18 protein-coding genes and 1 pseudogene are annotated in these 25808 nt (G+C 71.7%); 10 read left to right on the top strand and 9 right to left on the bottom strand.

Features of this window, described 5'->3' with window-relative positions:
* Window positions 1-678: pseudogene (locus ACYVF7_RS49540) on the bottom strand (rhomboid-like protein); the annotation flags it as partial.
* A gap of 257 nt (window positions 679-935) precedes the next feature.
* Here ACYVF7_RS49540 and ACYVF7_RS49535 point away from each other — a divergent pair.
* Both ACYVF7_RS49535 and ACYVF7_RS49530 read left to right on the top strand, forming a co-directional pair.
* On the top strand, window positions 936-4115 hold the full coding sequence (locus ACYVF7_RS49535; protein ID WP_460353556.1) for an ATP-dependent helicase: 3180 nt from the start codon (window positions 936-938) through the stop codon (window positions 4113-4115).
* Between the two features lie 201 nt (window positions 4116-4316).
* Window positions 4317-7817, top strand: a complete 3501-nt coding sequence (locus tag ACYVF7_RS49530) for an ATP-dependent helicase (RefSeq protein ID WP_460353554.1) — start codon at window positions 4317-4319, stop codon at window positions 7815-7817.
* A gap of 237 nt (window positions 7818-8054) precedes the next feature.
* On the opposite strand, the gene ACYVF7_RS49525 is transcribed toward ACYVF7_RS49530, so the two are convergent.
* Window positions 8055-9155: a winged helix DNA-binding domain-containing protein gene (locus ACYVF7_RS49525; RefSeq protein WP_460353552.1), complete on the bottom strand. Its 1101-nt coding sequence runs from the start codon at window positions 9153-9155 to the stop codon at window positions 8055-8057.
* Complete coding sequence (locus tag ACYVF7_RS49520; RefSeq protein WP_460353551.1) at window positions 9152-10135, bottom strand: zinc-binding dehydrogenase; 984 nt, start codon at window positions 10133-10135, stop codon at window positions 9152-9154. Before ACYVF7_RS49520 ends, ACYVF7_RS49525 begins: the two co-directional genes overlap by 4 nt.
* 91 nt (window positions 10136-10226) lie before the next feature.
* Here ACYVF7_RS49520 and ACYVF7_RS49515 point away from each other — a divergent pair, with 91 nt between their 5' ends.
* On the top strand, window positions 10227-11198 hold the full coding sequence (locus tag ACYVF7_RS49515; RefSeq protein ID WP_460353549.1) for a helix-turn-helix transcriptional regulator: 972 nt from the start codon (window positions 10227-10229) through the stop codon (window positions 11196-11198).
* An 87-nt stretch (window positions 11199-11285) separates the two neighbouring features.
* On the opposite strand, the gene ACYVF7_RS49510 is transcribed toward ACYVF7_RS49515, so the two are convergent.
* Window positions 11286-12266, bottom strand: a complete 981-nt coding sequence (locus ACYVF7_RS49510) for an aldo/keto reductase (protein WP_460353547.1) — start codon at window positions 12264-12266, stop codon at window positions 11286-11288.
* A 124-nt stretch (window positions 12267-12390) separates the two neighbouring features.
* Here ACYVF7_RS49510 and ACYVF7_RS49505 point away from each other — a divergent pair, with 124 nt between their 5' ends.
* A complete protein-coding gene (locus tag ACYVF7_RS49505; protein WP_360900365.1) occupies window positions 12391-12759 on the top strand; it encodes a MerR family transcriptional regulator in 369 nt (122 codons plus the stop codon).
* An 83-nt stretch (window positions 12760-12842) separates the two neighbouring features.
* Here ACYVF7_RS49505 and ACYVF7_RS49500 read toward each other — a convergent pair whose 3' ends face one another.
* Window positions 12843-15680 (bottom strand): glycoside hydrolase family 35 protein, encoded by a 2838-nt coding sequence (locus ACYVF7_RS49500; protein WP_460353544.1) that lies wholly within the window; start codon window positions 15678-15680, stop codon window positions 12843-12845.
* Window positions 15681-15872: 192 nt separating this feature from the next.
* On the opposite strand from ACYVF7_RS49500, the gene ACYVF7_RS49495 reads away from it, so the two are divergent.
* The 3 genes from ACYVF7_RS49495 to ACYVF7_RS49485 all read left to right on the top strand — a co-directional run bounded on the left by ACYVF7_RS49495 (window position 15873) and on the right by ACYVF7_RS49485 (window position 19030).
* Window positions 15873-17741: a serine/threonine-protein kinase gene (locus ACYVF7_RS49495; protein WP_460353543.1), complete on the top strand. Its 1869-nt coding sequence runs from the start codon at window positions 15873-15875 to the stop codon at window positions 17739-17741.
* A gap of 254 nt (window positions 17742-17995) precedes the next feature.
* Window positions 17996-18358 (top strand): peptidase inhibitor family I36 protein, encoded by a 363-nt coding sequence (locus tag ACYVF7_RS49490; RefSeq protein WP_460353540.1) that lies wholly within the window; start codon window positions 17996-17998, stop codon window positions 18356-18358.
* A 126-nt stretch (window positions 18359-18484) separates the two neighbouring features.
* Entirely contained in the window at window positions 18485-19030 is a 546-nt protein-coding gene (locus ACYVF7_RS49485) for a hypothetical protein (RefSeq protein ID WP_460353537.1), read from the top strand.
* Window positions 19031-19052: 22 nt separating this feature from the next.
* On the opposite strand, the gene ACYVF7_RS49480 is transcribed toward ACYVF7_RS49485, so the two are convergent.
* Complete coding sequence (locus ACYVF7_RS49480) at window positions 19053-19871, bottom strand: class I SAM-dependent methyltransferase (RefSeq protein ID WP_460353535.1); 819 nt, start codon at window positions 19869-19871, stop codon at window positions 19053-19055.
* 177 nt (window positions 19872-20048) lie between these two features.
* On the opposite strand from ACYVF7_RS49480, the gene ACYVF7_RS49475 reads away from it, so the two are divergent.
* Both ACYVF7_RS49475 and ACYVF7_RS49470 read left to right on the top strand, forming a co-directional pair.
* A complete protein-coding gene (locus ACYVF7_RS49475; protein WP_460353534.1) occupies window positions 20049-20444 on the top strand; it encodes a DUF3761 domain-containing protein in 396 nt (131 codons plus the stop codon).
* A 78-nt stretch (window positions 20445-20522) separates the two neighbouring features.
* Window positions 20523-21119: a GNAT family N-acetyltransferase gene (locus ACYVF7_RS49470; RefSeq protein WP_460353532.1), complete on the top strand. Its 597-nt coding sequence runs from the start codon at window positions 20523-20525 to the stop codon at window positions 21117-21119.
* Here the strand turns inward: ACYVF7_RS49470 and ACYVF7_RS49465 are convergent.
* On the bottom strand, window positions 21092-21730 hold the full coding sequence (locus ACYVF7_RS49465) for an SRPBCC family protein (protein ID WP_460353529.1): 639 nt from the start codon (window positions 21728-21730) through the stop codon (window positions 21092-21094). The genes ACYVF7_RS49470 and ACYVF7_RS49465 overlap by 28 nt on opposite strands.
* Window positions 21727-22086: an ArsR/SmtB family transcription factor gene (locus ACYVF7_RS49460; protein ID WP_460353527.1), complete on the bottom strand. Its 360-nt coding sequence runs from the start codon at window positions 22084-22086 to the stop codon at window positions 21727-21729. Before ACYVF7_RS49460 ends, ACYVF7_RS49465 begins: the two co-directional genes overlap by 4 nt.
* 1617 nt (window positions 22087-23703) lie before the next feature.
* Between ACYVF7_RS49460 and ACYVF7_RS49455 the strand changes: the two genes are divergently transcribed.
* Window positions 23704-24144 (top strand): hypothetical protein, encoded by a 441-nt coding sequence (locus tag ACYVF7_RS49455; RefSeq protein WP_460353524.1) that lies wholly within the window; start codon window positions 23704-23706, stop codon window positions 24142-24144.
* 71 nt (window positions 24145-24215) lie between these two features.
* Here the strand turns inward: ACYVF7_RS49455 and ACYVF7_RS49450 are convergent, their stop codons facing one another.
* Window positions 24216-25640, bottom strand: a complete 1425-nt coding sequence (locus ACYVF7_RS49450; protein WP_460353521.1) for an alanine racemase — start codon at window positions 25638-25640, stop codon at window positions 24216-24218.
* Window positions 25641-25808 lie beyond the last annotated feature (168 nt).

The raw sequence follows: 25808 nt of genomic DNA, 5'->3' as shown, positions 1-25808 counted from the left end.
GAGGAGCCCGCACAGGGTGGCGAGCAGGTGGCCGAGGGCCCAGATGGTGTGGTTGGAGATCACCGGCCAGACCACTCCGACGGCCAGGGCCGTGATGCCGGCGACGAGCCACCAGCCGCGCATGAGCAGCACCGCCGCGACGCAGCCCGCCACCATCATGTAGCTGACCCCCACGTCGGTGGTGTGGGCCAGCCGATGCGGCGCCCGTCCCGACTCGATCGCGTGGAGCTCCACCAGGGCGGTGAGCAGGGTGCCGAGGACGTGGCCGGAAATGCCGATGAGGATGATGCGCGGCGGGCCGTACCGCCGTTCGGCCCAGGCGACCACGGTGGCGAACGCCAGGACGTACAGCGACAGGCCCGCGCCGCGGTTCGCGACCCACAGGGCGCTGTCGGCGAGCACCGAGATCGGGGTGTGGCGCAGGCGGGACAGGCTGGTGCTGTTCACGCGGGTGAGCACGTCGATTAGGCGCGGCGGCGTCGTCCGCTGTACGAGGGTGAACGCGGTGAAGATCGCGATGTAGGTGAACGTCGCCGGTGCCGACAGGACCCAGGCGTGCAGCCATCGCGTGTACGGGGACAGGCGGGCCACGACCCGGCGCGGGCCGTCCCCGAGCAGGCTCAGCCAGCACAGGAAGTACCAGGCCAGCGCCAGGATGAGCGCGACCAAGAGGATCATCGGTGCCTCCCGCCTGGGGACGTCCGGTGGGTCTTGCCCGTGGCGCGCTCTGGACGCCGTGCAACCGGACGAAGATCCATCGGACACCCCCTTCGTCCGCCGTGCCGCCGGCGGAACCCGTCTCCCGGCACCAGGGTCTCGCAGGTGCGTGCGCCGCCGCCGGAACGGGGTCGGCGGCGGGCCGCCGGCGCGGTCACATGCGCGACATGCCGCAACCCTGTCACGAACACCCCCGATGATCTGCTGCAATCACATATGTGTCAGCAGCGTCCTATCGCCTCGTGCGCCGCGCGGGTCCCGCGCAGTCGCCGCCCCCGGTGCTCGACGAGCACCAGCGACAGGTCGTCGCGCACGCCGAGGGGCCGCTGCTCGTGCTGGCCGGACCGGGCACCGGCAAGACGACCACGATCGTCGAGACCGTCGTCGACCGTATCGAGAACCGCGGGGTCGACCCGGAGCGCGTGCTGGTCCTGACGTTCGGGCGCAAGGCGGCGGGGGAGCTGCGGGAGCGCATGACGGGCCGGCTGCGGCGCACCACCCGGACGCCGCTGGCGCTGACCTTCCACTCCTACGCGTTCGCGCTGCTGCGCCGCCAGGCCGCCCTCGACGGCGACGAGCCGCCGCGGCTGCTGTCCGGCCCGGAGCACCTCCTCGAGGTCCGCCGGCTGCTCGGCGGTGAGGTCGCCGACGGCGCGCGGGACTGGCCGGCGCGCCTGCACGAGACGCTGAAGACGCGAGGGTTCGCCGAGGAGCTGCGCGACTTCATCCTGCGTGCCGCCGAGCGCGGGCTCGGACCGCAGGACCTGGTCACCCTGGGGCGCGGCCACCACCGCGACGACTGGTACGCCGCCGGGCGCTTCCTGCACCGGTACGAACAGCGCTTCGACGTCGACCCGATCATCGCCTACGACTACGCGGAGCTGGTCCGGGCCGCCGCCGGGCTGCTCACCGACGAGGACGTACGACGGCGGGAACGCGCGGCGTACGACGTCATCCTGGTCGACGAGTACCAGGACACCGACCCGGCGCAGGAGTACCTCCTCCAGCAGCTGGCCGGCGGCGGGCGGGACCTCATCGCCGTCGGCGACCCCGACCAGTCGATCTACGGCTTCCGGGGCGCGGACGTGCGCGGCATCCTGGAGTTCCCCCAGCGGTTCCGTACGGTGACGGGCGAGGAGGCGCCGGTCGTCTCGCTGCGGACCTGCCGCCGGATGGGCCCGGTGATCCTGGAGGCGTCCCGCCGGGTGGCCGCACGGCTGCCGCTCGGCGCGCTGGCCGGCGAGCACCGGGAGCTGCTGCCGGTCGAGGCCGCCGACGACGAGGCCGCGGACGAGCGCGCGGTCCGGGTCGTCGAGGCCGACAGCGCCAGCCAGGAGGCCGCGCTGGTCGCCGACGAGCTTCGCCGCGCCCACCTGCTGGAGAACGTCCCCTGGTCGCGGATGGCGGTCCTCGTACGGTCCGCGGTGCGCCAGGTGCCGCCGCTGCGCCGCGCCCTGGCCGCCGCCGGCGTGCCCGTCGTCGTGGCCGGCGACGAGGTGCCGCTGATCAACGAGCCCGGCGCGCGGCCGTTCATCGTGCTGCTGCGGGCGGCCCTGCGGCCCGCGCTGCTCGACGAGGAGGCCGCCGAGGAGCTCGTGCTCGGCCCGCTGGGCGGCGCGGACGCCCTGGGCCTGCGCCGGCTCCGCCGCGCCCTGCGCGACCTGAGCTCCCTGTCCGGCGAGGACACCGGCGACGGGCTACTCGTCCGGGCGCTGAACGACCCACGCGAGCTGCTGCTCATCAACCCGAGGGTCCGCGAGCCGGCCGAGCGGGTCGCCCGGCTCATCGCCCTCGCCCGCGAGACCGTCCGGGGCGGCGGCGGGGCCGAGGACGTGCTGTGGGCGGTGTGGCAGGAGAGCGGCCTCGCCGACCGGCTCCTCGAACAGAGCGTCCGGGGCGGCGCCCGGGGCGCGGCGGCCGACCGGGACCTCGACGCCGTGGTCGCGCTGTTCGACATGGCCGCGCGGTTCACCGACCGGCTGCCGCAGGCGGGCACGGAGGTCTTCCTCGACGACCTGGCCTCCCAGGAGATCCCCGGTGACAGCCTCTCCGAGCAGGCGCCCCAGGGCGAGGCGGTGCGCATCCTCACCGCGCACCGCTCCAAAGGGCTCGAATGGGACCTGGTCGTCGTCACCGGCGTGCAGGAGGGCGTCTGGCCCGACCTGCGGCTGCGCGGCTCGCTGCTGGGCAGCGAGGAGCTCATCGAGGCCGCGACCGGCCTCGCCGACCCGGACAACACCGGGGCGTCGCTGGCCGCCAAGATGATGGAGGAGGAGCGGCGGCTGTTCTACGTCGCCGTGACCCGGGCCCGCCACCGCCTCATCGTGACCGCCGTCGGCGGGGAGGACACCGAGGACCGGCCGTCGCGGTTCCTGCGGGAGCTGGTCCCGGACGCCACCGAGCACGCCCAGCTCGACGAGCGCACGCGCTGGCTGTCCCTGCGGGCCCTCGTCGCGGACCTGCGCTCCGCGGTCGGCGACCCGAAGACGCCCGCGCCGCTGCGCCGGGCCGCGGCCGGGCACCTGGCACGCCTGGCGCGCGCCGGGGTGCAGGGCGCCGACCCGCGCGACTGGTACGCCCTGACAGAGCTGTCCGACCCCGGACCCGCCTTCCGCGAGGACGAGAAGCTCGTGCTCTCGCCGTCGCAGGTCGACACGTTCGAGAAGTGCGGGCTGCGCTGGCTGCTCGCCTCCTGCGTGGGCGCGGAGGACGGCGGCGCGGGGGAGTTCGCGACAATGGGCCGGGTCATCCACGCGGTCGCCGAACTGGTCGGCACCGACGAGAACGTGAACGACATCGACATCGCCAAGCGGCTCGACGAAATCTGGGACGACCTCGACTTCCGCAGCGTCTGGTACTCCGAGAAACAGCGGGGACAGGCCGAGGAGATGGTCGCCAAGTTCATGGCCTGGCACGAACGCGCCGACGCCCGTGAACTGGTCTCGATCGAGGAGCCGTTCAGCATCGACCTGGGCCGGGTCGAGATCCGCGGCCGGATCGACCGGGCCGAGCGCGACGGCGACGGCAACGCCTGGATCGTCGACATCAAGACCTCCAGCGCCGTCGTCCGCGAGGACGACCTGGCCCGCCACCCGCAGCTCGGCGTGTACCAGCTCGCGGTCATGCTCGGCGCGTTCGCCGACAAGGGCCTGATCGAGCCGGGAGGGGCCGAGCTCATCCAGGTCGGCAAGGCGTCCTACGCGGCCCGCGTGCGCGTCCAGACACAGCCGCCGCCGTCGGCCGACGAGGACCCGCAGTGGCCGCGCAAGCTCGTCGACCGCGTCGCCGAGGGCATGGCCAGCCCGGTCTTCGAGGCCCGCCGCGACGACCACTGCCGCACCTGCCCCGTACGCGGCTCCTGCCCCGCGCACGACGACGGCGGCCAGGTGACACCGTGACGGGTCCGTATGGCGGGGGTGCCGCAGCCGGGTGCCATCGAGATGTCGTGACCGGCCCGTACGGCGGCGGTGCGGCGACCGGGTGTCACCAGGGTGTCGTGGCCGGGCGTCGCGGAGATGTCGTGGTCGGGCCGTACGGTGGCGGTGCTGCGATCCGGCGCCGCCGGGTTTCGTGACCGGGCCGAGGGACGGGGGTGTGCCGTGATCAGTCCTCAGGAGCTGGCGCACCGGCTCGGGGTGCCCGAGCCGACGCCCGACCAGGCCGCCGTCATCGAGGCGCCGCTCGGCCCGATGGCGGTCATCGCCGGAGCCGGGTCCGGCAAGAGCGAGACCATGGCGGCCCGTGTCGTCTGGCTGGTCGCCAACGGGCTCATCCGGCCCGAGCGCGTGCTCGGCCTGACGTTCACCCGCAAGGCCGCGGCCGAGCTCGCCGAGCGCGTACGACGCCGGCTCGACCAGCTGCGCGAGCACGAGGACATCATCGACCCGCAGATCCTCGACGGCGAGCCCACCGTGTCGACGTACCACGCGTACGCCGCGCGGCTGTTCGGTGACCACGCGCTGCGCGCCGCGCTGGAGCCCACGATGCGGCTCGTCACTCCGGCGGTGGCCTGGCAGATCGCGGCGCGCGCCGTCGACGCGTACGACGGGCCGATGGACGCCGTCGAGTGGGGGCCCGACACCGTCACCAAGGCGGTCATCGGGCTGTCCGGGGAGCTGTCGGAGCACCTGCGCACCCCCGACGACGTACGGCGGCTGGGCGGCTGGCTGAACGAGCGGTACGCCGAGGTCAAGAAGCCCACCAAGAAGCACCAGGGCTCGATCGCGACCGCGCAGGCGGTGCGCGAGCAGCTCATGCCGCTGGTCGAGGCGTACCAGCGGGCCAAGGCCAAGCGGGAGGTGCTCGACCACGGCGACCAGATGGCGCTCGCCGCGCGGATCGCGGCCGAGCACCCCGAGGTCGCCCAGATCGAGCGGTCCCGCTACGCCGCCGTCCTGCTCGACGAGTACCAGGACACCAGCCACGCCCAGCTCGTGCTGCTGAAGTCGCTGTTCGCCGGCGGGCATCCGGTCACGGCCGTCGGCGACCCCTGCCAGTCGATCTACGGCTGGCGAGGCGCGAGCGCCGGCAACCTCCTCGGCTTCGTCCGCGACTTCCCGTACGGCGAGCGTCCCGCGCCGATGCGGCAGCTGTCGACCAGCTTCCGCAACGGCGAACGGGTCCTCGACGCGGCCGCCCGCATCCAGGGCGAGCTGCGCGAGGAGGCCAAGGACGTGCCCCGGCTGTGGCCGGGCGCGGCACAGCAGGCGCGCGGGCGCGTCGAGTGCGGGCTGCTCGACACCGTCGAGGACGAGGCCGAGCGGCTGGCCGACCGCATCGTCCGCCTGCTGCGGCAGCCGAAGGACCTCGCCCCGGACGGCGACGCCTGGGAGAAGACGAGCCGGCACGGGCCCGGTCTCCAGCCGGCCGACGTCGCCGTCCTGGCCCGCAAGCGCGCGCAGTTCCCGCTGATCCGGGCGGCGCTGGAGGCCCGTGGCGTCCCCGTCGAGGTGGTCGGTCTCGGCGGGCTGCTCACCGTGCCGGAGGTGCAGGACGTCGTCGCCACCCTCAAGGTCGTGCACGACCCGACGGCCGGGGCGTCCCTGGCCCGTCTGCTCACCGGCCCGCGCTGGCGCCTCGGCCCGCACGACCTGGTCGCCCTCGGCCGCCGCTCCCGCGAACTCGCCCGCGAGGGCGCCCGCGACCTGGACCCCGACGCCGGGCCCCGATCGGACGCCGAAACCCCCGAGAGCGGGCGCGCGTCGTCTGGACTGAGGAGCGCAGGGAGCGAAGCGACCGGAGCGACGAGGGAAGACGGCGCGTTGGGCGCCCGCTCCCGCGCCGGCGAAGCGGGCGCCATCGAACCGAGCGCGTCGTCTGGACTGACGAGCGCCGGGAACGGCGACCAGACGAGGGGGGACGGCGCGCCCGGCGCCGGCGAACCGCGCGCGCAGTTCGACGCGGCCGACCCGCTCCGGCAGGTGGTCCAGGAGCTGAACCACGAGAACGGCAGCCTCGTCGACGCGCTCGACGACCCCGGTCCGGCCGAGAAGTACAGCGACGAGGGGTACGCCCGGCTCGAACGTCTCCGCGACGAGCTGCGGGTCCTGCGCCGCCACGTCGGCCTGCCGCTGCCCGACCTGGTCACCGAGGTGGAGCGCACCCTCGGCCTCGACATCGAGGTCGCCTCCCGGCCCGGCCTGGACCCGGTGACCGCCCGCGCCGATCTGGACGCGTTCGTCGACGCCGCCGCGTCCTTCGCCGGCGACGCGGAGGATCCGACGCTCGGGGCGTTCCTCGCCTACCTGAAGGCCGCCGAGTCCGAGGAGTTCGGCCTGGAGGCGGGCCGCGTGGGCGAGACCAACAGCGTCAAGCTCCTGACCGTGCACGCCGCCAAGGGCCTGGAGTGGGACGTCGTCGCCATCCCCGGCCTCGTCTGGAGCCCGACGAAGGACGGCGCGCCCGGCGCCGGCTCGGTCTTCCCCGCCCGGCCGCAGAACTCCTCCCGGTGGACCACGAACGCCCGTGCCCTGCCGTACCCGCTCCGCGGCGACCGCGCCGACCTGCCGCCGCTGAACGGCCTGCAGAAGGACGACGTCGAGGAGTTCAACGCCGCCACCGCCGACCGCGACCTGCGCGAGGAGCGCCGCCTCGCGTACGTCGCCGTGACCCGCGCCCGGCACCTGCTGATCGCGACGGGGTACCGCTGGGGCACCGCGAGCCGCCCGCTGCAGGCCTCGCCGTTCCTGGAGGAGATCCGGGAGGCGTGCGAGGGCGGCGCGGGCCAGGTCGGCTACTGGGCCGACGAGCCGGTCGGCGAGGAGAACCCGCTGCTCGCCGAGCAGGACACCGCCTCCTGGCCCGCACTCCCGGAGGGTGAGCGGTACGACGCGGTCGCCGAGGGCGCCCGGATGGTCGACGACGCCATGCAGGGCCGGCTCCGCCTGGGCTACCTCCCGCTCGCGCCACGCGACCGCGGCCGCGCCTCCGCGTGGGCCCGCGACGTGGAGCTCCTGCTGGCCGAGCGCGACCGGGCGCGCGGCGTCGACGGTCTCGCCGTCGACCTGCCCGCTCACCTGTCGGTGTCGTCGCTGGTCACGCTGGCCCGCGACCCGGCGGCGCTGGCCCGCCAGATCCGCCGGCCGCTGCCCCGGCCCCCGGCCCCGTACGCCCGGCGCGGCACCGCGTTCCATCGCTGGCTGGAGTCCCGCTGGGGCCAGCAGCGGCTGCTGGACCTCGACGACCTGCCCGGTGCCTCCGACGAGGGCGCGAGCGCCGACAGCGAGCTCGAGACGCTGCGGGCCGCGTTCGAGCGCAGCGCCTGGGCGAACCGGGAGCCGCACGACGTGGAGGTGCCGTTCGAGACCATGGTCGGCGACCGGCTGATCCGGGGCCGGATGGACGCGGTGTTCCGCACGGACGACGGCGGCTACGAGGTCGTCGACTGGAAGACCGGCCGCCCGCCCACCGGCGAGGAGGCCCGCGTCGTGTCCGTGCAGCTCGCGGCCTACCGCATCGCCTGGGCGCAGCTCGCGGACGTCCCGCTCGACAAGGTCAGCGCCGCGTTCCACTACGTCGCCGCGGACCGGACGATCCGCCCCGCCGACCTCCTCGACGCCGCCGGCCTCGCCGCCCTCCTGGAGAAGATCCCCACCGCCTGACGGCCGCGTGGCCTACGCGCGTGCCGTCGCGCCGCGCAGACGGCCAGCGGCCGGGTCTCCTTGAGCCTGGTCCAGGAGTGGTCGTACGCCCGGATCACCCCCATGCCGCCGCCGACGTCGAACCCGACGTAGAAGCGGCCGTGCCGGTAGGCGAGCCCCGACGCTGCAGCTCGTGTTCCAGTGACCCGTGCTTACCGCGTCTGGCTTGGTTCCAGCGGTCGATGCCGGGGCGGATGGTCAGGACGACTGGGTCACGATCGGGCTGCTGTAGGACACGTTCTTGCCTCCCACGAACGGCAGCAGGCGCTCCGTCTCCTGCTCCAAGGCGGCCCGGTCGGTCGCGGACAGGGGGCGGAACGGAGTGAGGTGCAGGGTTTCGCCGTCGAGGGACCAGGTTCCGTGGACTCGGCCGTCCACGAGGAAGGTGGGCCGTACTCGTGCCTGGCCGGGCATCACGCGCTTTCGGTCCTCGTGGCTGATGATGCGGGTCCGGTCGGCGTGGCCGAGCAGGGCGTTGTCGAAGGCGGGCAGCAGCCGTACGGGGGCGGGCGTGTCGGGGTCGGGCAGTTCCGCGTCTGGCAAGTCGATCAGTTCCCTGCCGTCGGGGCCGCGGTAGTGGCGCAGTTCGGCGCGCATGTCGGAGACGATCTCGCCAAGGCGGGTCAGCCCGGACCAGGCCTGCACGTCCATGATCCCGGCTGGGCCGAACGCTGCCAGATAGCGGCGGACGAGGTCCTTGGCGGTCGCCGGGGCCATGGGCCGGCCGAGCCAGGTCTCGGCGGGCGTGACGGAGACGGCCGATCGGGTGCCCCAGGAGCCCCATGTGCCGGTGGCCGGGCTGTGGATGAGAGGGGTTCTGAGCTCGACCTCTCCGGCGAGGATGCGCCCGTCGCGGCCTGGGTGGCGTTCGGCCAGCCGTCGGGCCAGCTCCTTTCGCGGTGTCGTCCCGCCCGCCAGCAGCTCGAGCCCGGTGGCGACCAGCGAGGCGGTGTCCAGGCCCGCGCTGTTGCGGGCAAAGTAGGCCGAGTGGGCGGTGCGGTCCAGCACGGGCTGCAGCAGCGGCCGGAGCCGGCGGAAGTCGTCGGCCGCGGTGAGGTGCTGGGTGCTGCGGAGCAGGCCGGAGCGGACCACCTTCCGGTCCTGCAGCAGTGTGGTGAGCCGGGAGTGGGTGAAGTCGTGAATCCGGCTCCACAGCCCGACGTAGGGCCAGTTGGGCTCTTGCGCCTGCAGCGCGACCAGATGCCCGATCACCTCCACAGGGGTGTGATCGGTGCGGTCCAGCAGGAACTGACGGCCCAGCAGGGCCCGGTTCAGGGCCCTGCTCGAGAGAGTCGTCATGACAGCCGCACCGAGACATTGCCCCGGTAGGAGCCCTGAAGCAGGGACAAGAACGCCTCCGGCACGTCTTCGACCTCGCCCTTGACGACCGTCTGCGGGTAGACGAAGCGGCCCTCGCCCAGCCAGGTGCTGAAGTGTTCCCGCCAGGCGGCGATCTGGTCGGGGGTGTGGTAGCAGGAGAACGGCAGCAGCTCGATGCCCCTGGCCTGGGCCGCGGCGGGGTCGGGTTTGGGGAAGCGGTCCGCCGCATCGCCGAGCTGGCTGGACAGCGAGCCGCACAGCGCGAAGCGGGCGCCGGCCCTGGCCGCCTGGAGCGCGGCCTGATATTGCTCGCCGCCCACGACGTCGAAGAACACTGAGATGCCTTCGGGTGCGAGCTCTCGGAGCCGGTCGGCCGGCGAGCCGTCGTGATAGTCGAAGGCCGCGTCGTAGCCGAGCTCGTTCACCAGATAGTCGACCTTGGCCGGGCTGCCGGCGCTGCCGATCACCCGCGCCGCGCCCCGGCACTTGGCGATCTGCCCGGCCAGCGAGCCCACCCCGCCCGCCGCGCCGGAGACGAACACCACGTCGCCCTCGCCGACGCCGGCCACGTCGGCCATCCCGTAGTAGGCGGTCGGCCCCTGACCGAGGTAGTGGCCGGGGTCCGCGATGGGATCGAGCTTGGTGTACTGGGCGGCTGGGCCTGCCGAGTACTCGCTCCAGCCGGTCATCGACTGGACCAGGTCGCCAACCGCGAGCTCAGGACTGTCGGACCGGACGACGGTGCCGATGGCGGCCACGCCCACCCGCCGGCCCGGCTGCCAGGCCGGTACCGGGAGGGTGCAGTCCGCACGCATCAACTCCAGGTAGGTCGCGGCGAGCCCTACCTGGTCGGTCCGCACCACAACCTCGCCGTCCACCTCGGTGGTGGCGACAGTGAAGTGGTCGAGCGTGGGGGTGCCGACGATCTGGGCGGTCAGCTGGATCTCACGGTTGATCATTTCTCAGTCCTCATGCCGGTAGGGCCTGTGAAATCGACTCTAGAGAGGCTTCCGGCCAGTTTTTGACCGGAAGCCAGGCGAGGATGGCGGTATGGCGAACACCAGCTCGCGGACCCTCCGACTGCTCTCGCTGCTGCAGACCCACCGCCACTGGTCCGGCCTGGAATTGGCTGACCGGCTCGGGGTATCCGAGCGGACCCTGCGCCGCGACATTGACCGGCTGCGGGAGCTCGGCTATCCGGTCAGCGCGGCCCGGGGGACCGACGGCGGCTACCAGCTCGCGCCCGGCGCCGTCCTGCCGCCGCTGCTGCTGGACGACGAGGAGGCGGTGGCCCTCGCGGTGGGCATCGGCGACGCGGCGCAGAGCGGGATCGCCGGGATGCAGGAACCGGCGCTGCGTGCGCTCACCAAGGTGATCCGGGTCCTACCGCCCCGGCTGCGGGCCAGGGTGGACGTCCTGCGGGAGATGACCCTCTCCGTCGGCGCGTCCGGGCCGGTCGTCGCGGCGGAGGTGCTCACCGCAGTCGCCCAGGCTTGCCGCGACCAGGAGCGGCTGCGCTTCTGCTACACCGCCAGGGGCTCCGCCCCCACCGAGCGCGAGGTCGAGCCGCACCGCGTGGTCGCCCTCGGCGGACGCTGGTACCTCGTCGCCTACGACCTGACCCGGCACGACTGGCGCAGCTTCCGCCTGGACCGGCTGACCGGGCCGACCGGGACCGGCACGCGATTCCGGCCGCGTCCGCTCCCGGCCGGGGGCGCCGCGGCCTTCGTCCAGGCAGCCAGCGGAGCCCCGGCGCCGTACACGGTCGAGGCGCTCGTCCACGCCCCTGCGGCCCGGGTACGGCAGGCGGTCGGCCAGTGGGGCACGATCGAATCGCTCGATCACGACACCTGCCGGATCACCATGACCTCGACCTCTTTCGATTGGCCGACCCAGGCGCTGGGCAATGTGGGCGCCGAGTTCGAGGTGCTGGGGCCGCCGGAGTTCGCCGCGCACGTCCAGGAGTGGGGCACCCGCTTCATCCGGGCCACCAGCGCACCCGACAGGCCGTCCCTGCCGTAGCCAAATCGCGATCTCCGCTGTCGGCAGTCGGTCTTCAGCCCCCACCACAGCGCGCCGGCCGCTGGCAGGGTTCGGCCGGAACGGACATCACCGATCGAAGCCGTCCGCCTCGTCGAGGCGGCGGCGGAGGTCCTCGTCGAGTTCGAGGTCGGCCGCTCCCAGGGCGTCGTCGAGCTGTTCGACGGAGCTGACGCCGATGACCGGGATGACCGGCGGGTCCCCGCCCATGAGCCAGGCCAGCACCACCTGGTTGACCGTGGCCCCGGTCTTGTCCGCCACCTCCTGGAGCGCGGCGAGGCGCGCCGGCGTCCCCGGGTGGTCGTACGACGGGTGCAGCGGCCGGTCCGGACGCGTGTAGGTGCCGCTCAGCAGCGGGCTGTAGGCCCACAGGCTCATGTCCGGCTCGCTGCGGACATAGTCGAGCGTCTCCGCGTCGACGTTCCCGAACAGGTGGAAGTCCGGGTCGGCGGCGTCGAGGCGGGGTCGCAGGTACGAGTGGCGGAGCTGGAGGCAGGTGTAGCCGGGGCGGTCCTGGCTCCGCGCCGTCGACCGGGCCCGCTCTACCTTCCACATGGCGTGGTTGCTGGCCCCGAGCACGCCGACCTTGCCCTCCTCGACGAGCGACGCGAAGGCATCGACGGTCTCATCGAGCGGTACGGTCCGGTCCTCGACGTGCGCCCAGTACACGTCGACGTGGTCGGTGCCCAGCCGGCGCAGGCTCCCCTCGATCGCCGACCGGATCGCCGCCGGCGAGAGGCCTTCGCCGCTCTCCTGCCAGCTCGTGCCGGGAACGGTCGGCTGCGCCCCGACCTTCGTGCTGATCACCACCTGGTCGCGGGCGCCGCGGTCGGCCAGCCACCGGCCGAGCACCATCTCGCTCTCCCCGCCCGCGCCGCCCTCCTCCCAGAAGGCGTAGTTGTCGGCGGTGTCGATCAGGGTGCCGCCGGCCTCGACGAAACGGTCGAGGAGGGCGAACGCCGTCTTCTCGTCGGTCCGGGTGCCGAACAACATGGCGCCGAGGCACAGGGCGCTGACGCCGGTGCCGTCGGCGAGCGTGAGTCGTCGCATCGTCATGTCCTCTCAAGGAGTCGTCGGGGGACGCGTCCGACTCTGCATTCTGGAGCGCACTCCAGGTCAAGCCGGAGCACCTGGAGCTTGACCTGGAGTGCGCTCCAGGTGTGATCATCGGTCCGTGACGTTCTACTCACCGGCACAGGCATCCGAGAAGACCGGCTTCAGCATCGACACGCTCCGGTACTACGAGAAGATCGGCCTGCTCGACCGGATCGACCGTACGGCCGCGGGCCGCCGCCGCTTCAGCAGCGACGACGTGGGTTTCCTCGGCGTCCTGCGCTGCCTGCGCGACACGGGCATGCCGATCGTGGAGATGCGGCGGTACGCCGAACTCGCGCGGGGCGGCGCGGAGACGGTCGGTGAGCGCGTCGCCGTGCTGGAGACCCACGACGAGCGCATCGACCGGCAGATCGAGGCACTCCGCGCCCAGCAGCAGCACCTCCGCGACAAGATCCGCTACTACCGGGAGTCCTTCGACGTGGACTGACCGCGCCACCGGGCCGCCGTCCGCGCCACCGGGCTCCGTCCGTGTCATCGGCCTGCTGTCCGTGTCACCGGGCTCCGTTCGTGTCACCGGGCTCCGTCCGCGCGTTCGAGCGTCACCGTGCCGAGACCGCCGGTGCCGTCGTACGACCAGACCCCGAGGGCGACCGTGTTGACGCCGTTCGTCCGGAGCACGCCGGGCGGGAGGACGAAGTCGTGCTGCGGGCCGAGGTCGGCGACGTACTGGCCGAGGTTCCAGCCGTTGACGAAGATCAGTGCGCGGGCGGCCTGGCCTCCGGCGAACCGCAGGACGAGCGGCGTGTCCTGACCCTTCGGCAGCGAGAGCCGCACCCGCGTGCGGTACCACGCGATCCCCGGCGCGTGCGTCCCGCCGGGTGACGTCGCCCGCGGCCACGTACGGTCGGAGAAGGAGGGGAGCGTCCAGCCCGCCCGCTCGCCGTGCAGGCCGCCGTTGTTCAGCGGGCCGCGCACCGCCTCGTTCCCGCCGCCCTGGATCCGCCACGCGACGGCCGCGTCGGACCCGGTCAGGGACGCCGACAGCAGGCCGCGCGGGTTCTTCTGCGCGTCGTTGCTTCCGCCGTCCTCGTTGTGGCCCATGTTCCGGACCAGGACGGAGACGACGTTGTGCGCGCCCAGGGCCTCCGGCGGGAAGGTGAAGTCCCGGCTGGAGTTCTGCCCGCCCGTGCCGGTCGACACCGTGCCGAGGAACGTCCCGTTGAGCCACACCGACCAGACGCCGGCCTTGCCGGTCCCGGCGGTCAGGGAGATGCCCGCCGCCGTGCCGTCGAAGCGCCCGCGGTACCAGACGTCGCCGTGGTGGAAGCCGTAGTCGTCGGCGTACAGGACGGGCAGCGTCTTCGGCTGCGTCGGGTTGTCCGTCGCCTGATGGTCGGCGGCCGTCCAGCCCGAGTCGTCGAACCCGGGAGCGGCCTCGGGGGTGTCCTCGTGGAACCGCCACGAGTTCAGCGCGGGCAGGCTCACGGCGCGCGGCCCGGGCACCGTACCCAGCAGCGACCCCGACGCCGTACGGGCGACGCGGACCGGCCGGCCGTTCCAGAGGACCGTGCGCACGCCGGGACCCGCGAACACCTCGAGCGGACCGGCCTGCTCGGTCTCGCCCGTGAGCCGCAGCGTGGCGCCGTCGCGCTCGGCCGTCTTGACGAGGTACGGCCCGCGTACGAGGACGTTCCCGCCGGGCCGCCAGAACGTCGAGGCGGTGTCGTCATCGGCCAGCAGCAGGTCGAGCGGGGCGCGCCCGCCGCCGCTGATCCGCACCCGGGCGAGCCCGTCGTGCGTGTAGTTCAGCCGAAGGTCGGACCCGGACCACGTCGCCTGTACGTCGCCCGCCAGGACGTCGACGCGCGGCTGTGAGGCGTACCGCAGGACGGTCTCGCCGGCCTCTCCCTTACGGCCGTGCAGCAGCGCGACGTCCCGGTCGCCGAGGTCCTCGTGCGTCATGATCTCGGACGTGGAGTAGACGAGGCGCTGGCGGTCCATCGTGTACCCGGCGGTCAGGATCTTGTAGTCCGGCCCGTTCACGTGGATCGCCGTTCCCGGCTGCTGCGGCACCGTGTACGCCCCGTCGGAGGTCTCGACGCGCAGGGTGGTCGCGTCGTCGGTGGTCTGCTTGATGTCCTCGTGCCGGAGGAAGTAGAACGTCGTGCCGTCGTCGGGATTGCGGTCGGCGTCCACGTGGACCGCCGCGCCGGAGTGCTCCGGCTGGCCCGGCAGGTCGTCGGTCTTGCGCAACGGCTCGACGGACTCCACGAAGTACCCCTGCTGCTTGAGCACCGGGATCTTCGCGGTGAGCCGCCGGGACTCGTCGAACGCCGCGCCGTAGTCGTACGAGGTGTAGACGACGTTCGGGTCGGCCTGCCAGCCCCAGTTCGTCCCGCCGTACAGCATGTAGAGGTTCTGCAGCGTGAAGTGATTATCGATGTTGTTCCCGTACGTGATGCGCTCGAACGACGGGCCGAACTTCGTCCGGTTGTCCTCGTACGACCCGCCGCCCCACGGCTGGAACCAGCCGCCCTGGAACTCCGCCCAGAACAGCGGCCGGTTCGGCCCCGTGAAGCTCCGCATGAACGAGTAGTCGGTCACCGACGTGCCGGGGTAGGTGTCGGAGGCGTACAGATCGGGCGCGCCCGCTCCGGAGGCCCACTTGCCCTGGCGTTTCTTGTCGTTGTGGAAGATCGGGACCGTGATGCCGTCCGCCCTGGCCTGCTCGGCGAGCTGCGTCATGTACGTCGCGTCCGAGCCGTCGTACTCGTTCTCGACCTGGTAGAGGATGACGGACCCGGTCCCGTTCGTCAGCTGGTGCCGGGCGATGATCGGGTCGATGTGCGCGAGCCACTCGCGGTAGGCCGCCGTGTAGTCCGTGGCGGCGCTGCGCGCCCGGCCCTTCTGGGTCAGCAGCCAGCCCGGGTACCCGCCGGCGTCCAGCTCCCCGTTGACGTACGGACCCGGCCGGGCGATGACGTACAACCCGGTCTGCTCGGCCATCCGCAGCAGCAGGTCCACGTCGCGGACGCCGGTGAAGTCGTACTTTCCCGGGGCCGGGGAGTGGTAGGCCCAGCTGAAGTAGAGCGAGACGGTGTTGAATCCGGACGCCTTGATCTTCTGCAGCATGTCCCGCCACAGCTCCGGGCTCGGCAGCCGGAAGTAGTGGAACTCCCCGGACCAGATGTACTGCCGCTTCCCGTCGATCAGCAGCGAGTAGTGGTCGTAGGTGATCGTGTGCCGGGTCGGTGTCGCCGTCGCGCTTGCTGGAGCCGGGCCGGACACGGACGCACGGGTCGCCGCCGAGCCTGCGGTCGTCGACGTCGCGCCGGCCGCCGTCGCCGAGAGGATCGTGGTCAGGAGGGCGGTCAGGACGGCCAGGAGCGGCAGGGGTCTTCCGCGCATCGTGGTCTCTCCGCGGGTCGGGGGCTGGCTCGGAACCTAGATCGGAAAACCTTTTCCGTCAACGCTCGGGAGACGACCGCCGACGGCCGCCACGAACTCACCACCGCTTTCACCGCATGACCGCGCGGGAAAGATCCCAAGGGTATGTCAATTTCCGCATGGCGCCGGCGTTGAGTAGATCATTATTGACCTGTGAACGAATGGTCACTTCCCGGATACGTCGCCCTTCGGGAGCTGGGACGAGGCGGTTTCGGCCGCGTCGTGCTCGCTCGGCATGAGGCCTCGGGCACGCATGTCGCCATCAAGTACCTGACCGTTACGGACGAGCGCTTCCGCACGGAGTTCCGAGAGGAAGCGCGGATCCTGCGCGGTCTCGACGACCCGAACGTGGTCCGCCTCTTCGAGTACGTCGAGGGGCCACAGGGTGCGGCGATCGTCATGGAGGCGATCGACGGGGTGTCGCTCAGGGCGCTGCTCGACGAGGGTGGCACGCTGGAACCGGAGGCCGCCCTGGCGGTGCTGAAGGGATCGCTGCTCGGCCTCTGGGCCGCGCACGACGTGGGTGTCGTCCACCGCGACTACAAACCCGCCAACGTCATGGTCGACGGTGACGGCCATAGCAAGTTGATCGACTTCGGCATCGCGGTGCGCTCTGGCGCGGCAGGCCAGATCATCGGCACCCCGGCGTACATGGCACCGGAGCAGTGGGCCGGGGCGCCCGCCTCGCCCTCCACCGATGTGTACGCCGCCACGTGCGTCTTCTTCGAATGCGTGATGGGCCGCAGGCCGTACCCGGGCGATACGACCGAGGCCTACCGCGCGCAGCACACGAGCGGTGAGATTCCCGCTGATCAGGCACCGCCGCCGATCCAGGCGCTGATCTACCGAGGCCTGGCCAAAGACCCGGCCGACCGGCCGCCGAGCGCGCTGAAGTTCGCCGAAGAGCTGGCCATTGCGGCGGCCGCCGAGTACGGGCCCGAATGGGAGTCCAACGGTTGGAGGCGGCTGGCCGAGGCCGCGGCCGGCCTCGCCGCGCTGTTCCCGTTCGCGGCTCTCGTCGCGGGTACGACTCCGGGCGCGGCCGGCCATGCGGGCGGCGCCGCAGCGGGCAAGGCCGGTGCGGCGGGTAAGGCCGGTGCGGCGGGTAAGGCCGGTGCGGCGGGTAAGGCCGGTGCGGCGGGTAAGGCCGGTGCGGCGGGTAAGGCGGCCACGGCGGGTAAGGCCGCCACGGCCGGCGGACGCGGCGCGCTCACCAAGGTCCTCGGCACGAACGCCGGGATGAAGGCGGCCGCGATCGCCACCGGCGTCGTGGTGGCGGGCTCGGTGACGACCGCCGCCATCGTCCTGAGCCAGCCGAAGAAAACGAAGACCGCCGCCGCCGCGCCCATCCGGGTCGAGCTGGCCTCCTACAACCGCCCCGTCACCGGCCTCGACCTGAGCGACGCGCGCTACGCCCACGTGAGCGGCGTCCGGGACGCCGCCGTGCAGCGCAAGATCGATCAGGGGCTGTTCGCTCCTCTCGACTGGGCCATCACGGCGATGCAGAAGGCGTCCGCCCAGCATGAACCGCCATGCACGAAGCCGACCGTCCTGCGCGCACGACCCGAGGTCGGGATGAGCGGGCCGCGCCTGGCATCGGTTCAGTACGCGCTCCCGATCACGTTCTGCGCCCCCCTCGACTTCCAAATGCCCCGGGTCAACGCCACCGTCGACCTGCGCACGGGGAAGGCGCTGACCGCCGACGACGTGTTCCGGCCCGAGACGCTCACCTCGAGCGGGCTGGCGACGCTGCTGAAGCGGGTGACTCCCCATGTCACCGACCAGGGTCTGTATCAGGTATGTGTTCAGCCGCCCCTGCGGCGCGAGGACTTCTACCCGGGTGCGCCGGTCTTTTCGTCACAGCCGCATCCGGCGCGTGTCTCGGCGTTCTTCACGGCCAAGGGAATGGTCCTCAGCTGGTCGCATGTGGGAAGCGAATGCCCCTACTACGGGATCACCTTGGCGTACTCCGAGGTGCGGGACCTGCTCACGCCACAGATCGCCGCAGCACTACCCGGATAGTCGCTCTGGCGGAACGTCAGGTCACGTGTGCGCGGGGCGACGCGTGACCTGTGCCGCGCTTCACCGGTAGCGGCGGGGAGCATCGTTACACGACCAACGCGAGCGGATAGGACCCAGGCACTACCCGCGGGGGCCGAAATTGGTTCCCTTGGCTCTGTCCCTCGACGAGGAGATCCTTTAGCGTCGATGGAACCGCCTCCGGGGGTATCGCGTTCGCGACAAGGATGGGGGTGCCCCCGCATAAAGGGATGCGCATGAAACGAGCAATCGCTGTCACGGTAAGCGTCTTGTCGCTGAGCTCCTTGAGTCTGGTGGGTTCGGCCTCGGCCGCTCCGGTTCGTGTCAAGGGATGTCCCTGGTTCTGCCTGTACACGAATGAGAACTACCGTGGAGAGGGCGTCACCTTTCCGATCAGTGGTCGCCATGGCTGCTTGAACATCTCTCCTCACTTCCGAAGAAACGCGAGTTCGATGAAGAACTCCGAGAAATTCAAAGTGTGGCTCTATGCGGGCATGAACTGCACCGGCAAGGCGGGCTACGTGGCGAAACCCCACAGCAGCGACAAGTCCTTCCGGAACAATAAGTTCAACGACAAGGCGTCCTCGCTCTCGTGGTGACACCCGGGTGTGAGCGGCGGGACTCGCCGTCCTGGGCGGCCGGTGAGGCGTACCGTCTGCGGCTCGCGTGGACGTGGCGGAGAATATCGATCGCGTGAGGAGGCCGCGGACCGCCATTCTGCGTTCATGAATCAGGCGCAGGCACTGCTCATCGGAGGACGCTCCGGCGTCGGCAAGACCACGGTGGGGTGGGAGGTCTCGGCGCGGTTGCGGGCTGCCGAGGTCCCTCATGCGATCATCGACGGGGACTTCATGGGGCAGGTGCATCCGGCGCCCCCGTGCGACCCGGACCGGTCGCGGATCACCGAACGCAACCTCAGCGCGATCTGGGCCAACTTCGCGGCTCTCGGCCACCGCCGCCTCATCTACGTGAACACCCTTTGCGTGCTGGCCGAGACGACCGGCATGTTCGAGCGTTCCATGGGAGGGGACGTGCGGATCGTGCGCGTCCTGCTCACGGCGTCCGACGCCACTGCGGACGCACGCTTGACGGGCCGGGAGCTCGGATCGGAGCTGCAGGAGGGCCTCGAGGCGAGCATGAGCAAATCCCGGCTGCTCGACGCGCGTGTGCCTTCGGACACGGTGCGGGTGACGACGGACGAGCGGTCGGTCCTGGACATCGCTCGTGACGTGGTGACGGCCACCGGCTGGGTCGGTGACCCGGTCCCCTGAAGCGGCGGCTGCCGGCCGTGCGTCAGCCTTTCGGCGCCCTGCCGAAGGCGATCAGGTGCGAACTCGCGGCGATGAGTGCCGGGTCGGACTCGGTCATCCGCGCGGCCGTGACGGCGGACGCGACATGCGCCGATCCGGCGAGGGACTCCCCGGTGTGCATGGTGATCCCCCTGAGGGCCGCCCATGCCGGGCCTTCCACCCCGAAGAGGTCGACGTCGGTGAAGCCGGCGTCGGTCACCTCGGACTGAAGCTCGTTCGTCGTGTGAAAGTAGGCGGTCGTGAAGCCGAGCTCGCGGCTGTGACATCCGGAGTCGAGCGACTCCCGGACGATCGGAGCGGTGCTCGGCGTCAGGCGCGCGGCCGCCGCCAGGTCGATCAGTGCCGCGTGCCTGCTGATCGCGGCCGCCGCCATCAACGCGCCCGGTCGCAGGACCCGCCGTGCCTCCCGCAGCGCCTGGACGCGGTCGGCCCGCCGTACCAGGTGGTAGAGCGGACCGAGCAGGAGGACGACGTCGAAGGACCCGTCCTCGGCGCGCATGGCGCGGGCGTCCCCGAGTTCGGTGGTGCAGTCGCACGCGGCGCGCGCCTGCCGCAGATGCCGTTCGACCGGGTCGACCAGGTGGACGTCGTAGCCGTCGCCCACCAGCCAGCGCGCGTGGGTCCCCGGGCCGCCGCCGACATCGAGCACCGACGCCGGGGGAGCGGGCAGATGCCGCCGGAGCAGCTCCTGCGTCCGGATGAACTCCAGCTCGCCCTGCCCCGTCGAGGACAGGCGGGCGGACTCGTCGTACGCCGATGCGTAGTAGTCAACGATCTCCGGCGCGACTTGATGTCCATCCATATCCGGATCCTGATGGCCGCGGCGCTCGACCGCACGTGAATTTCCGTCCGGCCCGGACGCCCTGCGGCGTTACGTAACATCCCCGAATTGGCCATATGCCGCCAACTGCGGTGTTTTCCGCCAACCCGCGTCGGCCGGCGCCCGTCCAACACGCACCCTCTACGACGGGAGATCGAAATGCGTCACCGGACGCCGGCCTTGATCCTTGCCGCGGCGCTGCTGCTCGGCGGATGCGGCACCACCGCGACCAGCGCGGGCGGAGCCGCCACGCCGTCCGCCTCGCCTGGCGAGTCCACCACCCCGGTCGGCTCGCCCACCAGCGGATCGGAGCCGTCCGCGCCGGCGGAGTCGTCGACGCCGACGACCCGGGCCGGAAGCGGTCGACCGCACACGCGCAGGCCGCACTCGCCGACGACGCGTCGAGCGACCGTACGGCACCATCACGCGGCTCCCCAGGTGCCGGACCACCCGGCCGGTGCGACGGCGCGCTGCAACGACGGCACCTACTCGTACGCCGCCCACCACCAGGGCGCGTGCTCACACCACGGCGGAGTGGCGGTGTTCTACCGGTGACCGTGACCGACGGAGGCATCTCCCGATCACGTGGGAAATGGGATGCGTCCGGTGGTGCGCTTCGGTAGAACGGCGGGCATGCCGATGTTCATCGCGCCCGCCGAGCGGGTCCACGCCTCATTCCTCGCCGCGATGGCCGAGTTCCGCGCCGAGGGGCGCGGTGCCCCGGATGATGCCAGCATGGTCGGCCGGGAGATCCGGGAGTCCGGCGGCAGGTGGGAGACGCCCGCGGGATTCGCGGAGTACACGCGCGGGCTCCGCGACCAGGCGCTGGAGGACACGCCGCGGCCGCAGGGGTTCGTGCCCTGTACGACGCTGTGGTGGGTCGACGGCGCGGAATACCTCGGACGGCTGGCGATCCGGCACCGGCTCACGCCGTATCTGCGCGAGATGGGCGGCCACATCGGTTACGACGTTCGCCGGTCGGCCCGCGGGCGCGGGCACGCGACGCGGATGCTGCGGGCCGCGCTCCCGCTCGCGTACGACCTCGGCATCGAGTCCGCGCTGGTCACCTGCGATGCGGACAACGTCGCCTCCCGCAAAGTGATCGAGAAGAACGGCGGTGTGCTCGAGGACCAGCGGGGCGTCGTGCTGCGGTTCTGGGTGCCGACCCGTCCGGGCGCGGACGACCGCCCGCGGGCCGAGGGTCAGGAGGCCTCCGGCCGGCCGGTGTAGGCGGCGATCGTCCGGGCCGCCGCGGCGCGGGCCTCGGCCTCGCCGGCGCCCGCGGCGATGTACGCGTCGCACCACTTCTCGCTGCTGAGCGTCATGAACCGCCGGCCCTCGTCCGACCCGGCCCATGCCATGCCCTCCCGCGGGTCGGCGGCCCGCCCGGACGACAGGTGCAGGGCCAGTCCGACCATTCCCATGTCCCAGCCGATGCCGACCGCCCCGGGGCCGAACTGCTCCCAATGGTCGTCGACGTGCGAGGTGTGCTCCAGTTCGAAGCGCGTCCTGTCGTCGGATTCGGCCGTCAGGCGGACCTCGATCCAGCTGACCTGCCCCGCGAACTCCCACGTCGCGGCGAAGCTCTTGGGCGGGTCGCACCGCTCGACCGTGCCGCCCGCGTTGCCCTCCAGCTGGTAGCGGCCGCCGACGCGCAGGTCGCCCGAGACGGGCAGGAACCAGCGGGGGATGCGCTCCGAATTCGTGCAGGCGTCCCACACGTCGTCGAGGGAGGCGTCGTAGGTCTGGCCGATGGTGACGGTGCGCGCCTCACCGGCCTCGAGCGTACGGCTGCCGACCTTCCGGCGGACCGAGTTGATCTGATGGTTGACGTCGATCATGGTGCTTCGTCCTTCTCCTCGGAGTCGCGGAGGCGGCGCTCGCGCTTGCCGCGGGCCAACTCGGTCGCGAGCGCGTCGAGCGGCGGTGCCCAGAACCGCCGGAACCGCTCGAGCCAGGCGTCGACCTCCTGAAGGGGGGCGGAGCTGACCGTGTAGAGGCGGCGTGCGCCGTCCGGGCGCACGGTGGCGAAGCCGGCGTCGCGCAACACCCTGAGGTGCTGAGAGACGGCCGGCTGGGAGATGCCGAACTCCTCCTGGATCGCCGCACAGACCGCACCGGAGGTCATCTCGCCATCGGCGAGCAACTCGAGGATCCTGCGGCGAACCGGATCGCCCAGCACATCGAACGCGTGCATTCGCGTACGCTATCGACGAGGGCTTATATAAGTCAAAGCCCTATATTCCCAGGTGTACGGGGCTGGGCTTCGTGCATCAGGAAGTCGTGGTGGGAAATGTTCCACGCGTACGGCCCGGCGAGATGGCCGAGCCGGTGCGGCGGGACCGCGATCGTCGCTGAAGCGGCCGGGGCGTTGGACCGGATCGGCGTCCGGTTGTGGATCGAGTCCGCGATGTCCTGGTGATCCCAGTGGGTCAGGCCATTCTTGATGAGTGTCTCGTCGAGGTGGCGGATCGTATTCCCGCTTGCTTGATCAAGAGATTGTCAGGCTATTCCCCATACCGCTCGTTGGGTATCAGCGTGCTGCCGTATCTGTGGCCACCCAAGAGTTCCGATTCGTTCGGGATGTGAGTAGAGGTAAGGAAGCGCGTTGAAATCTCGCGGGAGCAAAGGGGCTTCGGGCTGGTTTGTCAGGGGGCGGCCCTGGCTGTTTTCGGCTGCGATAGTCAGTGGCCTGTCGATTCTTTGTCGGCCGGCACTGGCCAACACCGAGCAGCCTTTCAAGGCCCTCCCCGACGGTCGGCTGGTGCCCAGCGCGAAAGTCCTCGATGGCCTCGATTGTCTTCCTCATCACCTTCACCGTCGTCACCACCATCTCTTTCGCTGCCACCGCCACCTGTTCTGCCCAGATGGCTCCTGCTTCCGCGGTTTTCGAGGACCAGAAGGACCGGAAGGGGAGAAAGGAGAACAAGGGGAGCAAGGGCCTATGGCGCCGCCGGGAGAGCCGGGGGCGAGAGGCCTACAAGGGGATCCCGGAGAGATAGGCCCAGGAGGAGAGCGGGGGGCGAAGGGTCGCACCGGCGCGACCGGAGCGACCGGCGCGACGGGGCCGAGAGGGCAGTTGGGTGGTACTGGTCCGACGGGGCCGATCGGTGTTGCCGGTGCCACGGGCCCCACTGGAGCCACGGGCGCGACTGGTGCGACTGGTGCGAAAGGTCCCACCGGTCCGACTGGTGGTACTGGTCCTACGGGGTCGACTGGCGCGACTGGAGCCATCGGCGCCACGGGTCCCACTGGTCCGACCGGTTCAATTGGTGGTACTGGTCCGAGGGGGTCCACCGGTGCCACCGGCGCAACTGGTGCGACTGGCGCGATCGGCCCCATTGGAGCCACAGGTGCGACGGGTCCGACCGGCCCGACTGGTGGTACTGGTCCGACGGGATCCACTGGTGCGACTGGAGTCACCGGTGCCACGGGTGCCACGGGTGCCACTGGTCCCACCGGTTCAACTGGTGGTACTGGACCCACCGGACCCACTGGTGCGATCGGCGCGACCGGGGCCACCGGTGCCACGGGCGCAACAGGCCCTACGGGTCCGACCGGTCCAAGTGGTCGTAATGGAACGACGGGATCCACTGGTGCCGCCGGCGCGACTGGAGCCACCGGTGCGACGGGTCCCACAGGTCCCAGTGGCACAGGTCCCACGGGTCCCACGGGTCCGACCGGTCCGACTGCCACAGGTCCCGCGGGTCCGACCGGTCCGACCGGTCCAACTGGTGCCGCTGGTGCTACCGGTGCGACGGGGCCGTCCGTGTGCGTCGCTACGGCGGCGGCACAGGGCCAGACGAAGGCAGTCGTGGCCGTTCGTAACGGGAAGGTGTTCGGTCAAACGGTCAACGAGGCGACGAGTCCGCCTACGCCCACGCCGCTCACCAACTTCACCTCGGCCTTCGGCGCCGTGACGGTGGACTGTGCGTCGGTCACGATCCAGGGCAGCGCGAACGTGTTCGTCACCATCCGAACGAACACCAATCAGCTGCTAGAGGTCGGATGCACGCTGAACAACTTCCCGACCAGCTGTGGCGGCACGGTGGTCAACCTCGGGACGATCCCCATGGCCGTTCAGGAACAGGCGGATTTCCTCCGTCGGCTCAAGGCGCGGCCGGCGGCCATTCCGGGTCCGGTCAAACCGCCGTCCGTCGGACATCGAGGTGTTCAGGGCGATAAACACCCAACGGTCGACCAGCGGGCTGCTCGTAAGGAAGACGGGCATCATCCATATCGTCCACATCGGTAACCGTCGCGTCTTTGGCCTGGATTCGGCATCCAGGCCAAAGACGCGCGGCGGCCGTCAGGTCGTGTTCAGGGTCAGTGGAGGGTCTCGTCCTCGACGTACTCGAAGGCCGGTTTCGGGTGCATCAGGAAGTCATGGTGGGAGATGTTCCACGCGTACGCCCCGGCGAGGGCGAACGCCACGACGTCGCCGACGGCGAGACGGTCCACGGGGACCTGCCGGGCGAACACGTCCTTCGGCGTGCACAGCTGCCCGACCAATGTCACCGTGCCGCTCGCGACCGGTCCGTCGCTCGCGAGGCGCCCACCGAGTGCGATCGGCCCACCAGCCGCCGCCGGTCCGCCGCTTACGTCCGGCCTACGGGCCGCGCCCGGCTCGTCGAGTGGGAGCCGCCCGTCGAGCGCGACCGGCGCACCGCCCGTCGCCGGTCCGCTGCTCACGTCCGGCCTGCCGACGGTGCCCGGTCCGCCCGCCGCTTCCGGTCCGCCGTCCGCGAGCCGCCTACCACCCGTGACCTGCCCGCCTTCCGCGGACAGTACCGCGAACGGCTGGTCGTGGCCCTTCGTGACCGGGGTGCGCAGGTGGTGAGTGCCGCCGCGCAGCACCGCGTACCACTCGCCGTGCGACCGTTTCACGTCGAGCACGTCCGTGACGTACCACCCGCAGTAGGCGGTCAGCGCGCGACCTGGTTCGATGCGCAGCGTCTCCTCGGGGCGTCGCAGTGCCGCCAGGCCCGCGCCGTACTCCGCCCAGTCGAAGCGGGCGCCGGGGTTCCGGTAGTCGACGGCCATGCCGCCGCCCAGGTTGACCTCCTTGGGGCCGTCCATCCAGGTCCGTGCCCAGCCGAGGATCTGGGCGGCGACCTCCAACATGGGCCCGGCCTCCAGCCCGGACGCCAGGTGCGCGTGCAGGCCGCGCAGGCGCAGCCAGGGCGCGTGCTCCAGGACGTCCAGGCAGGCGCCGAGCGCCTCGGGGTCCATGCCGAACGGGCCGCTCATCCGCAGGGCGGCCCCGCTGATCGCGACCGGCAGGTTGACGCGCAGCAGCACGTCCATCTCCACGCGCAGGGCGGCGAGGCGCCGTAGCTCGTACGGGCTCTCGACGTGGATCCGGTCGACGCCCGCGTCGGCCGCCGACACGAGCTCCTCGCCCGTCTTGCCCGGGCCGCCGAACGCCAGACGCGCGCCGGGCAGGGCCGCCCGCACGTGGGCGAGTTCGCCGCCGGAGGAGACCTCGACGCCGTCCACGTACGGGGCGAGCGCGGTGAGGAGGCGCGCGTCGGGGTTGGCCTTCGCCGCGTAGAAGATCTCGACCGGGATCGCCGCGCGCACCGACGCCGCGTGCGCCCGCAGCGCCCCCAGGTCGTACACGTAGGCGGGCAGCCTCGTCGACAGCGCGCGTTCCCGGACCGCTTCGGAAGGCGCGACGGTCATGCGCGGCTCCTCGGTGAGTGGGCTCGGCGATGGTCGTGCCAGTTGCCCGGGTTCCGCGGCGGTCATGCCCGGCTCCTCAGCGAGTGGGTTCGGCGGCGGTTGTGCCGGTTCTTCGGACTCCGCGGCGGTCATGCCTGGTTGCTCGGTGAGCGGGTCAGGCGACGGTCGCGCGGGTTCCCCGGGCTCCCCGGGTTCCGTTCCCCGGGTTCCCCCACCACCCCCGGTTCCCGGGTT

This window comes from Actinoallomurus acanthiterrae, from assembly GCF_054775715.1.
This window is presented reverse-complemented; position numbering and strand designations above follow the sequence as displayed.

What these genes read in the sequence shown, in the direction of transcription:
- ACYVF7_RS49525 (WP_460353552.1), bottom strand. Translation starts at nt 9,155, where the DNA reads ATGACGACTCTCTCGAGCAGGGCCCTGAACCGGGCCCTGCTGGGCCGT.
- ACYVF7_RS49520 (WP_460353551.1), bottom strand. Translation starts at nt 10,135, where the DNA reads ATGATCAACCGTGAGATCCAGCTGACCGCCCAGATCGTCGGCACCCCC.
- ACYVF7_RS49515 (WP_460353549.1), top strand. Translation starts at nt 10,227, where the DNA reads ATGGCGAACACCAGCTCGCGGACCCTCCGACTGCTCTCGCTGCTGCAG.
- ACYVF7_RS49510 (WP_460353547.1), bottom strand. Translation starts at nt 12,266, where the DNA reads ATGCGACGACTCACGCTCGCCGACGGCACCGGCGTCAGCGCCCTGTGC.
- ACYVF7_RS49500 (WP_460353544.1), bottom strand. Translation starts at nt 15,680, where the DNA reads ATGCGCGGAAGACCCCTGCCGCTCCTGGCCGTCCTGACCGCCCTCCTG.
- ACYVF7_RS49490 (WP_460353540.1), top strand. Translation starts at nt 17,996, where the DNA reads ATGAAACGAGCAATCGCTGTCACGGTAAGCGTCTTGTCGCTGAGCTCC.
- ACYVF7_RS49485 (WP_460353537.1), top strand. Translation starts at nt 18,485, where the DNA reads ATGAATCAGGCGCAGGCACTGCTCATCGGAGGACGCTCCGGCGTCGGC.
- ACYVF7_RS49480 (WP_460353535.1), bottom strand. Translation starts at nt 19,871, where the DNA reads ATGGATGGACATCAAGTCGCGCCGGAGATCGTTGACTACTACGCATCG.
- ACYVF7_RS49475 (WP_460353534.1), top strand. Translation starts at nt 20,049, where the DNA reads ATGCGTCACCGGACGCCGGCCTTGATCCTTGCCGCGGCGCTGCTGCTC.
- ACYVF7_RS49470 (WP_460353532.1), top strand. Translation starts at nt 20,523, where the DNA reads ATGCCGATGTTCATCGCGCCCGCCGAGCGGGTCCACGCCTCATTCCTC.
- ACYVF7_RS49465 (WP_460353529.1), bottom strand. Translation starts at nt 21,730, where the DNA reads ATGATCGACGTCAACCATCAGATCAACTCGGTCCGCCGGAAGGTCGGC.
- ACYVF7_RS49460 (WP_460353527.1), bottom strand. Translation starts at nt 22,086, where the DNA reads ATGCACGCGTTCGATGTGCTGGGCGATCCGGTTCGCCGCAGGATCCTC.
- ACYVF7_RS49450 (WP_460353521.1), bottom strand. Translation starts at nt 25,640, where the DNA reads ATGACCGCCGCGGAACCCGGGCAACTGGCACGACCATCGCCGAGCCCA.